Raw genomic sequence first — 14,162 nt, forward strand, 5'->3', positions numbered from 1 at the left:
GTATGAGGGACTTTCGATTATATGTGATTACCGGAGAGAACTTTCATCCAGGGCGTGATTTGGTCCAGGTCATGGAGCAGGCCATCGTGGGAGGCGCCGATATTGTTCAGTTTCGCGACAAAACGGGGGCGCGGACAGAACGGCTGCGTAAAGCCCAAGCACTTAGAGAACTGACGAGACGGTACGCCGTGCCATTTATCGTAAACGATGATGTTGAGCTCGCGCTGGAAGTAGACGCGGATGGGGTGCATCTGGGTCAAGGCGATCTGTCGCTGGAAGAAGCGCGGCGCAAGGTCGGGAATCGGATAATTGGCATCTCGACCCACGCGATTGAAGAGGCGCTGTTGGCACAAAAGCAGGGAGCGGATTATATAGGAGTGGGCCCGATTTACGCAACGCAGACTAAAGCAGACGTGGTAGCCCCGGTGGGGCTGGACTATATTCGCGCCGTGTCGCAGCAAATTACGATTCCATTTGTGGCGATTGGCGGTATCAAGCTTGGCAATGTGGATGAGGTCATTCAAGCAGGAGCGACGCGGGTATGTGCCATTAGCGAACTCGTCGGCAGCGACGACGTAGCGGACGTGTGTCGAAGCTTTATTCAAAAGCTGGACCAAGGGAAAGGGTGATACAGATGAAAGAGTTGATCATCAACGGTAGCAAGCGGGAGCTTGATGCGTCCACGGTTGAGGACGTCGTCAGACTGCTTGGACTTGAAGGGCGTCCGGTGGTGGCGGAGGTGAACGGCGAGGTGCTGACGTTGGAGCGATGGGCGGATACGGCAACCGAGCCGGGGATGAGCATTGAGTTGGTTCATTTTGTGGGAGGGGGATGAGGAGTATGAGCGGAAAAAGCGATCAGGAGTTGGCAGGTGTTGTCACAAGCGGAGGAGATACCTGGCGCATCGGGGATCGGGAGATGACGTCGCGTTTTTTGCTTGGCACAGGATTGTTCCCCAATCCGTTCGTGCAGACGGAAGCTATTCGCGTATCTGGCGCGGAGGTACTGACATTTGCAATCCGGCGGGTTGATCTGGAATCGGCCGAGGACGATTCTATTCTTCAGCATATCGAATTGGACGCTTATCAATTTCTGCCCAATACTTCAGGTTCGCGGACAGCGGAAGAGGCGGTGCGTATCGCGCGGCTTGCGCGGGCGTCGGGTCTGAGTGACTGGATCAAGGTGGAGATCAGCGCCGACGAGCGTACATTACTGCCCGATCCAATCGAGACGCTTCGGGCTACAGAGATACTGGTTAAAGAGGGATTTACCGTGCTGCCGTATATTTCCGATGATCCTGTGATTTGCCGCAAGCTGGAAGCGGCGGGCGCGGCTGCGATTATGCCAGGCGGCGCGCCGATTGGCACAGGTTTGGGCATCCTGAACCCGTACAATATCGGCTTGATCGCCGAAGAGGCAAATATTCCGGTGATTGTGGATGCCGGACTTGGCACGGCAAGCGAAGCGGCATTGGCTATGGAACTGGGCGCAGCCGCTGTGCTTATGAATACGCCTGTTGCCAAAGCAAAAGATCCGGTCAATATGGCGTTTGCTATGAGGCTGGCTATCGAGAGCGGCCGGCTCGCGTATTTGTCGGGCCGGGCCCCGAGAAAACGCTATGCATCGGCCAGCAGTGGTCTGGATGCGCTCGTGGTGAAATAAGCAGGGTCGATCGTGATATTGCGCATCCGGGAAGGGAGACGGAATGAACAATTCTTTGATTGTAATGGGTGGTGGCATTATCGGGCTGTCATGCGCTCTGGAGCTGCGTCGGCGGGGGACGGTGGTTACGCTGCTTGAGACTGGTGCCTGTGGTGGACAGGCCTCCGGTGCAGCAGCGGGTATGCTGGCACCATATTCCGAGAATCCGGAGGCGCCAGACGAGTTCTTTATGCTGTGCCGTGAAAGCCTGGAACTGTATCCGTCCTGGCAGCGCCTAGTGCGAGGAATGTCGGGCATGGAGTTCGAGTATACGGAATGTGGGAGTCTCTACGCTGCATACCACGAGGCAGATTTACTGGCGCTGGAGAGCCGGCTTGACTGGCAGCGTCAGCATGGATCTAGCGGCGCGATTCTGCGCGGGGCAGAGTTGCGAAGCATGGAGCCCGGGCTGTCAAGCGAGGTGAAGGCGGCGCTGTGGACGCCTGAGGAGAGCCATATTTATGCGCCGGACTTTGTGGCGGCACTAAGAGAAGCCTGCTTGCGTAGCGGGGTGATCATTCATGATGAGCTTGGTGCGCTAGAATTGGCGGCCTGGGAGCCGCGGGTCGAAGTACGCTCGCGTGGCGGCGAGGTGTTTGCGGCGGAGCAGGTTCTGGTCTGCACTGGTGCCTGGGCGGGAGAATTGTCTGACCGGCTTGGTCTGCGAATTCCAGTGCAGCCCATCCGCGGACAGATTTGCGCCTATACATGGGCTGAAGAACAAACGCCGCTGCGTCATATGGTATTCGGCAGCCAGGGGTATCTGGTACAGAAAGCGAACGGGACCTTGGTCTGCGGCGCCTCTGAGGATGTTGCCGGCTTCGATACAAGCGTGACGGAGCGAGGTATTCAGCGGCTGTTGCGGTGGAACAAGAACATGCTGCCGGAGCTGGGCGGCAAGGAACCGTTCCACCGCTGGGCTGGCCTGCGCCCGGCAACGCTTGACGGTCGACCTCTGATCGGCCGTCTGGAACGGGCAGAGCGTGTGCTCTTCGCAGCAGGGCATTACCGCAACGGCATATTGCTCAGCCCGGTTACCGCCAAGGTGGCTGCGGACTGCGTGGAAGGTCGCCCGTTGCCGGGGTGGCAGCAGGCGTTCCGGCCAGACCGGTTCGGCGCTATTGCACGCTGAGTCACGTCTTCTTACGCGCCCGTGTCGAGAGTATGGTATAGGCTATGTCTATTAATGATATTGCTTTCTAATCTTGGACGAGAGGAACCCAGGGACGTTACAATATGGAGAGCGATTAGATAGACATCAAAGCGAGTGGAGGAAGAGCAGGCTATGCTGCAAACCGTCATATCTACCTTATTTCAAGTCATTGTGCCTTTATCGATTCCAGTGATAGCGGGGGCGCTGCTGGCGCGTTTCCTCCAGTGGGATACCAAGCCGCTCCTAACCTTATATTTGTACGTGCTTAGCCCGGCCATTATTTTTGATACTTTGCGAAATGCCCGTATCTCCTTGGATGAGATGTACGCTACCATCACCTTCGCATTTGTGAATCTGTTAATTATGTGGGCAATTGCCAAACTATTTGCTGCCATTGGAAGACTGGGACAGGCAGAGACAGCCGGATTAACTCTGATCTCGACGCTAACTAACAGCGCCAATTATGGACTCCCGCTCATACTGCTCGCTTTCGGCCAACTGGGACTTGATAAGGCTACTGTTTACGTGGTGACGCAGATGATTATCGTGAATACGGTAGGGGTATACTTTGCGACCCGCTCCCGGTTCTCCGTAAGAAATGCGGTTCGGTCTGTCTTTACTCTCCCGGCGATATATGCTGCAATAGGGGCGTCACTGCTGAAGATCAGCGGTCTTCATTTACCTACGGAGCTGGAGCAGGGCATATCTATGGTAGCGGCAGCCTATTCACCGGTCGTCCTGGCCGTACTTGGGGCGCAAATGATCAAGGTGGGTCGTCCGGAAGTCAAAGAGGTTAAGCCGCCGGCTTTCTGGATGGGAATTATTATCAGGATGGTAATCGCACCGCTTGCGGCTTGCGCGGGACTGTTGATGCTCGGAATTACCGGAACCTTATTCTCCGTCCTGCTGATCCTGGCTTCTATGCCCGTGGCTGTGAATGCTGTCGTGCTTGCGGAACGCTTCGATGCCGCACCGGGCCTTGTCTCCCGCTGTATCGTCTGGACGACGCTGGCTTCGTTTGTTGCCCTGCCGGTGTTGCTGGCGCTGGTGAATCCAGTCCCATAGGTTGTTATAGTGCGTGTTCAAAAATTCGGGTTCGCAGGACCGAAGCTTATGCTTCCGATGTGCGTTTTTTCAAAACGCTTGAGTTGGATGAAGTCAGGGACTGAGTAGCGGAGCTACACGTTTTCGGAGAAAACGACTTCGGAAGCATAGATACGTGAGCAACTGAAATGTTTCTGCAAGAAACATACTACGGAAGCATATGCTAGGCCCGGCTGAATTCAAGATTCGATGTCGAATTTACTCCTAGAATAGCTTCGTTCTGGGAAGCCGACTTTTTGAACATTCTCTTACTTATAGGTATTTCCTATTACTATTATAGATATTATATCTTGGAGCAATTAACACCGTCATGTTATATTGGTCTCAGTATTCAAGGCCGAATGGGCTGGGTTTGAAGTCCTGATTTGCGCTTTGAGAAATAGTTCGAATCCTTGTGTGGGGTGAATGAAATGAGCAACAACAAAAGAACAATGTATGAGAAAATTTGGGACAATCACGTTATTTTTCAGGAAGAAGGCAAGCCGAGCATTCTGTACATCGATTTGCATCTTGTACATGAGGTGACTTCTCCGCAAGCATTCGAAGGCTTGCGTCTGAGCGGTCGCAAGGTTCGCCGTCCGGAATTGACGTTCGCGACGATGGATCACAACGTCCCAACCAAAGACCGTTACAACATCACTGATCCGATCTCCAAGCAACAGATCGACACGCTTTCCAATAACTGCAATGAGTTTGGCGTGACGCTGTACGACCTGGATACGATTGACCAAGGGGTTGTCCACGTAATGGGGCCGGAATTGGGCTTGACTCATCCGGGCAAAACCATCGTCTGTGGCGACAGCCATACTTCGACGCATGGTGCGTTTGGAGCATTGGCCTTCGGAATCGGTACGAGTGAGGTTGAGCACGTGCTGGCTACCCAATGTTTGCAGCAAGCCAAGGCGAAGACGCTGGAAGTGCGTTTTGTTGGTAAGCGCAAGCCGGGTGTGACGGCAAAAGACATGATCCTGGGCGTCATTGCCAAGTACGGCACCGACTTTGCCACCGGTTATGTTATTGAGTACACGGGTGAAGCTATTCAGGAATTGTCCATGGAAGAGCGGATGACCGTATGCAACATGTCTATTGAAGGCGGAGCAAGAGCAGGTTTGATCGCTCCTGATGATACCACGTTCGAGTATTTGCGCGGTCGTCAGCATGTGCCTCAAGGAGATGCGTTCGAGCAGGCCGTTGCTGAATGGAAGGGTCTTGTATCGGATGAAGGCGCTGTTTATGATTGGGTCGTGGAATTCGATGTGGATTCGTTGATTCCGCAGGTTACTTGGGGAACCAGCCCTGGTATGGGAACAGGCATTGATGCCAAGGTACCCAATCCGGCTGACTTTGAGAGTGAAAACGAGCGTAAGGCTGCTGAGAAGGCCTTGGAATATATGGGTTTGACTCCCGGGACGTCCATCACAGAGATCGAAATCGATTATGTGTTTATCGGTTCTTGCACCAACGGACGGATTGAGGACTTGCGTGCAGCCGCCGAGGTGGCCAAGGGTCACAAGGTATCGAGCAAGGTAACGGCTATTGTCGTTCCAGGTTCAGGACGGGTTAAGCTGCAAGCGGAGAAGGAAGGCTTGGATAAGGTGTTTACGGAAGCGGGCTTCGAATGGCGGGAAGCGGGATGCAGCATGTGCCTGGCTATGAACCCCGACGTTCTTGAGCCGGGACAACGTTGCGCTTCGACTTCTAATCGGAACTTTGAAGGTCGTCAAGGACGCGGCGGAAGAACCCATCTGGTCTCCCCGGCGATGGCGGCAGCAGCGGCGATTAAGGGCCGCTTCGTAGATGTCCGCGAATGGGATGTCAGAGACGAAGTCGTAAGCTAATCTAGGCGAAGAAGGGGAGAACGATCATGGAAGCATTTGTGAAGCATACGGGGATTGTCGGTCCGGTGGACCGTGTGAACGTTGATACCGATGCAATTATACCTAAACAATTTTTGAAGCGCATTGAGCGTACCGGGTTTGGACAATTTTTATTCTACGAGTGGCGCTTTGATACCAAAGGGAACGTCAATCCTGAATTCGAATTGAATAAATCACGCTACGAAGGAGCTTCCGTCCTGATCTCACGGGTGAACTTCGGCTGCGGCTCATCACGGGAACATGCCCCTTGGGCAATTCTGGACTATGGTTTTCGCTGCGTTATCGCGCCGTCTTACGCTGATATTTTCTACAATAACTGCTTCAAGAACGGCATCTTGCCTATCAAGTTGTCGGAGGAGCAGGTAGAGGATTTGTTCCAACGGACAGCCAATCATCCGGGCTACAAGCTGACGATTGATTTGGAGCAGAAGACGATTACGGATGAGCATGGCCTGAACCTCAGCTTTGATCTGGATGAGCACCGCCGGCAGTTCTTGCTGCAGGGTTTGGATGATATCGGGTTGACGCTGCAACATGAGGACTTGATCTCGGCTTATGAGAGTAAGAGATCTGCCCGCCTTGCATAAGTAGCATTTTTAATTCGACTTAGGCTTGCTCCCGGCTATTATGGGCCGGGGGCTTTTTTTGTCATTCTATGAAAATATAAGTCTATCAGACAGGTGTTTTTTCTGGTACTATGGAAGTAATTAGCAACGTTCTGGGATTATTGGCGTTTTTTGATGAGAATTAAATGTATAAGTGTGTGTTCAAAAAGTCGGGTTTACAGGACCAAGAAGGTTGGATGAAGCTAGGGACTGGGGAGCGGAGCGTATGTATTGGGTACGTGAGCACCGGAAGTCCCGGGTGAATTCAAGATTCGATGTCGAATCCACTCCTTGAACAACTTCGTCTTGGGAAGACGACTTTTTGAACAACCTCTGTAAGTCGATGTGATGTATTCGTCCGTCAGTGAGTTGTTGATCCGGCAAATTATGAGGATGGGGTAGGGATTAATTGATGAAGAAGCTCAGCTTGATCTTGTTTGTAATGATATGTTCGATCGTATTTCCGACAGCAGCAAGGGAAGCGGTTGCAGCGGCGCAGACGCATATTTATCTGGATGGTCTGGCTCTGGAGCAGCCAGCCGGTGCCGAGGCAGGTCTGGTTAGTGGCAAGGTTATGGTTCCGCTTCGTGTAGTGGCCGAAGGACTCGGCTTCGAGGTAGCCTGGGAGAAGACGAGCGGCACAGCCACTATTAAGCAAGACGATACTGAACTCAAGCTGGTTGTAGGGCAGGCCACAGGGCTTGTTGACGGCGAGAAGGTTGAACTGGACGCGGCTCCTATACTGAAAAATGAGCGCACGCTGGTTCCGCTTCGTTTCGTTAGTGAGCAGATGGGGCTAGAGGTCAGTTGGGATAACGTGACGAAATCGGCTTACCTGAATCATCCTGACAGCGGAGAATCCAGTGAGGTGGTCCCGGGGACGAGCAGCCCAAGTCCTGAGGAGGACCAGCCTGTAACTGTACCTGTAGAGCAGCCTGGCGGAAAGGATGGCGATACGTCTTCCCCGGACTCTGGCAGCACCGATGGGGGCGATTTTTCTGAATTGGCATTGATTCAAGGAATCAGCTTCAGCGAGAATCGGCTGATGTTCGCAGTATCTGGTAAGGTGACCCCTAATGTGTTCACGATGACAGGACCGGATCGACTTGTGGTGGATATCCCGAATGCGGCTTATGCCGAGCATTTTGATAATAATTTTCCGTTGGATGAGACTGGCCAGGGAGAACTGACGGTGCTGGAATATCCGGATGTATCTAAGGTACGCTATTCCTTGTTCAGCACAGATCCGTCAACGGTGCGGATTGTTGTTGACCTCAATCATAAGATGCAGTACCACGTGAATAATGACGGAAGTGGGCTTGTGACTGTGGAATTGACCGCAGATAACGCGGCGCCGGGGTATGGCCTCGGACTGGACGGCAAGCCGGTGGTCGTCATTGATGCGGGCCACGGAGGCACACAGCCAGGGGCTATCAGCCTTACGAAGAAGCCGGAGAAGGACTTTACTCTAGCGGTGGCTTTGAAGGTAGAAGCCTTGCTTCAGCAGGAGCCAAATATCGATTTTGTATTAACGCGGGCCACGGATGTTACGATGTCTTTGCAGGAGCGGGTGAAGATTGCCAATGATTTGGGAGCGGATGTCTTCGTTTCCATCCATGGGAACAGTATTGATCCCCCAAGCAACCCCAGCGGTTCAGAAACGTATTATACCCGAGAGGAAAGTATTCCGCTGGCCGATATCATGCATCGGCATTTGGTGGACGCTACAGGTCTGACGGATCGCAAGGTCAGATACAGTAGCCTGCACGTGACGCGGGAGACCTTGATGCCGGCTGTTTTGCTGGAGGCAGGATATCTCAGCAACAAGAATGACGAGGCCTTGATGTACACCGAAGCTTTCCAGCAACGGGTAGCCGAGGGCATCGTAGCGGGCATCAAGGAGTATTTTGGGTTATAATATGAGAAGAGACGAAATGATAGGGGGGAGCAGAATGAAAAAGATAGGAATGTTACTAGCCTTGATAGTATTGTTGGGAGTTGCTGCGGGTTGCGGTAATAAGCCCACGGCTGCCCCGGCAGGGAATGGAAGCGGAACAAACACCGAGATTCAAGGCGGCGGTGCACAGCAGATTGAACCGGCAAACAATGATTCCGAGAACAATAGTCCTGAGAACAAGGGGACGGAAGATACAAAGGAAGAAGTGGTCACTCCAAGCAAGCAGACCATTGAGGTGTACTTCACCGATAATGAATTAATGGAGCTTAAGCAGGCAAGCCGGGAGATTGAGGTGTCGGACGAGCATTCCAAATACGAGTCAGCCTTTAAAGCACTGCAAACGGCAGAGGATGGCATGTTGTCTCTGTGGGAGAAAGTCGTTCTGGGCAGTGTGAACTATACGGAAGCGGATGGGCAATTGCTATTGGATGTTCAGCTTCCCGCCGAGTCCCGTCTGGGAGCAGGTGGGGAGGCGTTGGCGATTGAAGCGCTGAAGCAAACCATGTTCCAATTTGAAGAAGTGAAACAGATTGAATTGACTGTAGACGGTGAGCAGGTTGAATCACTGATGGGTCACGCCGATCTGGAGCACCCTATGACAAGATAAAACAATAAGACATAATTATAAAATGCTCGCTTCATCGTGCTGATGAAGCGAGCATTTTTTTATTTTTCAGTTAGGAAGAAGGGGGAATTGCGGAGAGACAATCAGGATGAAACTGAACGAATAATGGCATAATTTCGCAACTTTTTACAGGAAGGCACGTCTAATATGTCGTCTGATGATGTCGAAGTCAGGAAGGAATTGGTTCGGCGTCATGAGTCAAAAAATTGAGGATGGTAGGGGTGACAGATGAAGAAAAAAGGATTGGCGACGCTCATGTTTGCGTGGATGTTGCTGTTTGCGTTTGCGCAAATGGGACATGCAGCGGCGGGTAGTACAAGTATTTATCTGGACGGGAAAGCGCTTGCGTTACCCAAGAACGGACAAGTACAAAATGTGAATGGAAATGTGATGATTCCAATTCGTGTCGTCGCGGAGGAGCTAGGGTTTCAAGTCAACTGGGAGAAAAAGACGGGCACGGTAACCATAAAGCAATCGGGTACAACGCTTATTCTAACCGTCGACAAGACGTTGGCTTCGGTCAACGGTAATGAAGTAAAGTTACCAATTGCTCCGATGCTTACTAAGGACACAACACTGGTGCCTATGCGTTTTGTCGGGGAACAAATGGGGCTGAAGGTGAGCTGGGACAACACGTCCAAATCCGCTTATCTGAAAACTCCGGTTCCAGACAGCGGAACAGGACAGCCGGGAACGGAGACTCCGCCAGCAGACAATGGGCTGGCAACCGTTCAAGGAATTACCTTTAGCAACAACAGCTTGATGATCGCAGTCGACAAGAATGTGAACCCGAGCATTTTTACGATGGGGGAGCCTGAACGTCTTGTCATCGATTTGCCTCAAGCACAATTTGCCGGGACACTGACGGACGGTCATGGATTGGACGCCAATCAGAGCGGGTCAATTGAAGTGACAGATTATCCTGATGTCTCCAAGGTGAGATATGCCTTGTTTAGCAACAGCCCATCTACCATCCGGGTTGTGCTGGATTTGAATAACAAAGTTAACTACCAACTGATTAATGAAGACGACGGACTTATTATTGTGCATTTGAATGTGGACCCTGGTGCAGGGGCAGATGACGGCAAGAAGACGGTCGTGCTGGATGCAGGGCATGGCGGCAGTGACCCGGGAGCTCTTAGTGTGACCCAAAAACGGGAGAAGGACTTTAATCTGGCCGTGGTGTTAATGGTGCAGAAGCTGCTGGAGCAGGAGACGGACATCGAAGTCGTATTAACTCGTAACGATGATTCCTATCCTACGCTGCCTGAACGGGTGAAGATTGCAGAGAACGCTAAGGCGGATATCTTCATATCTGTCCATGCGAATGCAGGCTCTGCTACCGCGCGCGGTATTGAGACCTATTACACCCGGAAGGAAAGTTTGAACCTGGCCCAAGTCATGCATGAACATTTGGTGGAAGCCACCGGATCGCCAGATCGTAAGATCCGTACGCAAAGCTTGCATGTGACGCGGGAGACAAGCATGCCTGCCGTACTGCTGGAATGCGGATATCTGAGTAACAAGGACGATGATGCGTTGCTGGCGACCAAGGAATTCCGGGAGAAGGCTGCACGGGGCATTGCAGATGGCATCAAAGAATATCTCGGTTACAACTGAGTGCTGGATGAAGGAGGAAGCAAGCCGTGAACAGAAAGGGAATGATCTTGGGCGTACTTGTGCTAGTGCTAGTGCTTAGCACCGGCTGTGGTCAAAAGCCCGGCGCCTCTCCGGAGGCAGGAGCGGGGAACGCCGGGACAAATCAGGGAAGCGGGGTAACCGATCCACAGGTCACAGATCCGGCCCAAGGAGCTGGTAACGTGGACAAGCCAGATCAACAATCTGCTTCGATTGAGGTTTATTTTACGGACGAGCAGATGTTGGATTTGACCAAGGTGAGCCGTGAAATTACGTTTCAAGCGGATGAGGATAAATATCTGGAGGCTTTAAAGGCACTGCAGGATAGTAGTGACTCTCAGCTATTGCCGTTATGGGGCAAAGCCGAATTTCACAAGGCAGAGCTAAAGGGGGAAATACTGACCGTGGACCTGTCATTACCTGACGAGGCACGGCTAGGTGCAGGCGGAGAAGCGCTCGCCCTTGATGCGCTTCGGAATACGCTATTTCAATTCAGCGAGGTCGAGGCTATCGAGTTGCTTGTTGATGGACAGCAGGTCGATACTCTGATGGGACATGTCGAATTGGAGCATCCGATAACAAGAAATTAAGCCATTAGGGAGGAACTTGCCTGCCTGCCGTCGAACATGGTAATAAGTGCGTTCAAAAACTTGAATTCTCAGGACGTCTTGGGAAGACGATTTTTTGAACAACCTCTTATAGAGATCTTTTTTGTAGAAAGGGAGAATTTGATGGCATCATATCAACGTACTTTTAAACGCAGCACACAAAGAGCGGTTTCAACCATGTTAGTAACGGCCTTGTGCCTCGGCGGTGTCGGTACGGCAGCTTTTGCTGACGAAACGACAGTTAACAACAACATTTCGCAAAATATCGCTTCGGTTCCTCTGTTCAGCGATGTACAGAACGGATTTTGGGCGGAGAAGCATATATACAAGCTGGCAGCGGAAGGAATCATTCTGGGCGATGCCGGGAAGTTCCGTCCTGGTGACAGTGTTACTCGCCAGGAAGCTATTACGATGGCTGTACGCTTCATGAATCTGGATTCCCAATTGGGGGATGGCTCAGGGGCTCCGGAAGAGATTAAGGTGGGCAACTATTTCAAGCCTTACCTGGAGCTTGCGCTGTCCAAGAATCTGCTGGATAAGAATGAAGAGATTGCGGCTACCAAAGATAATGAATCATGGGGCGAGCAACAGGCTTCGCGGGAGTGGGTAGCCAAGATCATCGTACGGGCGCTAGGCAAGGATGCGGAAGCCAAGGCTTCGGCAACGATGTCAACAGGCTTTGCCGATCAGACAAGCATCTCTGCTAATGCCCGCGGTTATGTGAATGTAGCTGTTCAACTCAATCTGACCAAGGGGGTTGAAGGCAACCGATTTGATCCACTGGGTAAGGTGACCCGAGCTCAAATCGCTACTTTCTTCAGCCGTGGAGGCGATCATTACAATGCCGGTTACGCGAATGCCTATGAAGGCATCGTGACCGAATTGACAGGCAACAAGCTTACGTTATATACGGACGGCCAGGTAAAGAGCTTTACCCTTGATAGCCGTACTGCATATTTCACCAAAGATTCGGAGACGCGCACGACACAAAACGCTTTGCAACTGTACACCAAGGTGTTAGCAGTGGATAAAGTGGGCGCTGCGGCTTACGTAGAGGTCGTTGATGCGGAGCAGCAACTTGAGAAGGTGGAAGGAACGCTATTACGGGTACTCGGCAATCAATTGTTGCTGCTGGTCAATAATGCTCCCGTAACGTATGAGTATGATAGCAATACCGCCTTCCTCGACCAGAACGGCAATGCGATCAAGGCTCAGGACCTTACCCCTGAAAGTACGGTCATTGTACAACGTGAGACATTCACCTCAGAGAAGAAGCCGATTATTGTACAGGTGGAATCTGCATTAGTGAACAAGACCGGCGATGGGACGGTAGCCAAGGTGGATCTTACCGGGAAGACGGTCACCATCAAGGCGACTAACGGAGCTGAAGAAACATTTAAGTATGATAGCGACACTACCTTGCTCTATCAAGGCCAAGTCTTGAGTCAGATGGGTGAGGTGAGTGAAGGAGCAACGGTTAGCTATAGAGTGACTAACAGCGTGCTGACTCGTCTGGAAGTAACCCAGGCCACTGAGCGGACGGTTACAGGTACGCTGCTTGACCTGTCTGGAGACACGTTGCTGAGCTATACCAATCCTAGCGGCCGCGATGAAATCAAGCGGATAGCCAAAAATGTTACGGTGGAAATTAACGGGATTCTGGATGCAACGCTCGATGATTTGATTACCGATGCGAGTGGTGGGGACAAGGTCGAATTGACTCTGAACCCTGATGATGAAATCACCAAGATTGTCGTGACTGGACGTCAATCCGAGTTGCTTACCAGCGCCACAGTTCTCAACTACGATGCGAAGACCAAGGCTCTGACTGTGGTCGATTCGGCGGAGAAGCCGTACGTATTTGTCATTGACTCCAAGACGAAGTATTCCTATAATTCTACGGCCCCTACACTTTCAGGGCTGGAAGCCGTACTTTCCAAAGGACGCAGAATCGACTTGACGGTGGTAGGTTCGCGTGTAGTGAATCTTGAAGTCACTTACAAGTATGAAGGCACGTTCGTGTCTGCCAATACGAGCGCCAAGCGAATTACTATTCAACTGGCTGACGGGAAGACCGTGGAAATTCCTTATCAAGCAACATCTCCATCGATTATCCTTTATGGTAAGGCCAGCGCTTCCTTATCGGACATCAAGGTAGGCGATTCGGTTGTGGCTATGCTAAGCGCCAATCAGGATGCCTTGCAAACGTTGGCGGTGAAGACGGCAATTCAATTCGAAATTACATCGGTGAATACCTCGAATGGCCGCATTCGGGTTACATCGGACAAAACCACCAGTGACTTCTATGTAAATCAGGCTGTGCTGCTAGGCGAGAATGGTGGAGCGATTCGCGTGAGCGATCTGCAGGCTGGCCAGACCATTAACGTTACATTTAACGGTCAAACGGCAACCTCTGTTCAGGTTGTTAAATTGACATTGGGTCAGGTGCAACAGGTGGATGGTTCGACCTTGACGATCAAATCGTTTGCGGGAGCAACCGAGACATATTCTCTGGCTAATGGTGTGAAGGTACAGCGGGGAACAGAAGTCAGCACGACTATCAATTCACTAACGGTAAACGATCGTGTTGAAGTTCGTAAGGATACAAATAATGCGGTGGTTGTGAAGGTGCTGGAGTCGCAAGAACGTAAATTTACACGCTATGACGGTGTTAGCAAGGAGATTATCGTCTACCGCTCAAGCATCTCGGACAATAAATATCGTTTCGTAGTTACGGGCGATACGTATATTCACCAAGGTGACACGACATTATCCGTGCAATCGCTACAAGAAAGTGATAAAATTGTTTTGTATTTCAACGGGGACAAGTTGGTTGAAGTGGAAAAGCAATAATCATTTTCGTGAATTCAACCGTCTTGATGCGGGATGTTTCC

The 14,162-nt window shown here is 51.6% G+C and carries 12 protein-coding genes; all 12 read left to right on the forward strand.

The features are described from left to right. The first annotated feature begins 2 nt into the window (after nt 1–2). Complete coding sequence (thiE, locus tag BN3279_RS17960; RefSeq protein ID WP_059054527.1) at nt 3–629, forward strand: thiamine phosphate synthase; 627 nt, start codon at nt 3–5, stop codon at nt 627–629. Between the two features lie 5 nt (nt 630–634). Further along, nucleotides 635–835, forward strand: coding sequence for a sulfur carrier protein ThiS (gene thiS, locus BN3279_RS17965; RefSeq protein ID WP_059052634.1), 201 nt, complete (start codon nt 635–637; stop codon nt 833–835). Nucleotides 836–840: 5 nt separating this feature from the next. After that, nucleotides 841–1,662, forward strand: coding sequence for a thiazole synthase (locus BN3279_RS17970; protein WP_059052636.1), 822 nt, complete (start codon nt 841–843; stop codon nt 1,660–1,662). Between the two features lie 43 nt (nt 1,663–1,705). After that, a complete protein-coding gene (thiO, locus tag BN3279_RS17975) occupies nt 1,706–2,833 on the forward strand; it encodes a glycine oxidase ThiO (RefSeq protein ID WP_059052638.1) in 1,128 nt (375 codons plus the stop codon). Nucleotides 2,834–2,986: 153 nt separating this feature from the next. Further along, on the forward strand, nt 2,987–3,919 hold the full coding sequence (locus BN3279_RS17980; protein WP_059052640.1) for an AEC family transporter: 933 nt from the start codon (nt 2,987–2,989) through the stop codon (nt 3,917–3,919). Nucleotides 3,920–4,368: 449 nt separating this feature from the next. Next, complete coding sequence (leuC, locus tag BN3279_RS17985) at nt 4,369–5,796, forward strand: 3-isopropylmalate dehydratase large subunit (protein ID WP_059052642.1); 1,428 nt, start codon at nt 4,369–4,371, stop codon at nt 5,794–5,796. A 26-nt stretch (nt 5,797–5,822) separates the two neighbouring features. After that, nucleotides 5,823–6,422: a 3-isopropylmalate dehydratase small subunit gene (leuD, locus tag BN3279_RS17990; RefSeq protein ID WP_059052644.1), complete on the forward strand. Its 600-nt coding sequence runs from the start codon at nt 5,823–5,825 to the stop codon at nt 6,420–6,422. A 460-nt stretch (nt 6,423–6,882) separates the two neighbouring features. Beyond that, the gene (locus tag BN3279_RS17995; RefSeq protein WP_316245762.1) at nt 6,883–8,358 is read left to right on the forward strand and encodes an N-acetylmuramoyl-L-alanine amidase family protein; all 1,476 of its coding nucleotides are present in this window, start codon (nt 6,883–6,885) and stop codon (nt 8,356–8,358) included. Nucleotides 8,359–8,392: 34 nt separating this feature from the next. Next, entirely contained in the window at nt 8,393–9,004 is a 612-nt protein-coding gene (locus BN3279_RS18000) for a GerMN domain-containing protein (RefSeq protein WP_059052648.1), read from the forward strand. 246 nt (nt 9,005–9,250) lie between these two features. Next, entirely contained in the window at nt 9,251–10,642 is a 1,392-nt protein-coding gene (locus BN3279_RS18005) for an N-acetylmuramoyl-L-alanine amidase family protein (protein WP_059052649.1), read from the forward strand. A 26-nt stretch (nt 10,643–10,668) separates the two neighbouring features. After that, a complete protein-coding gene (locus tag BN3279_RS18010; protein WP_059052651.1) occupies nt 10,669–11,250 on the forward strand; it encodes a GerMN domain-containing protein in 582 nt (193 codons plus the stop codon). A gap of 141 nt (nt 11,251–11,391) precedes the next feature. Beyond that, nucleotides 11,392–14,121, forward strand: a complete 2,730-nt coding sequence (locus BN3279_RS18015; protein ID WP_059052654.1) for an S-layer homology domain-containing protein — start codon at nt 11,392–11,394, stop codon at nt 14,119–14,121. Nucleotides 14,122–14,162: the final 41 nt, after the last annotated feature.

Origin of the sequence: Paenibacillus senegalimassiliensis (assembly GCF_001486585.1) — a bacterium.
Classification (GTDB): Bacteria; Bacillota; Bacilli; order Paenibacillales; family Paenibacillaceae; genus Fontibacillus; species Fontibacillus senegalimassiliensis.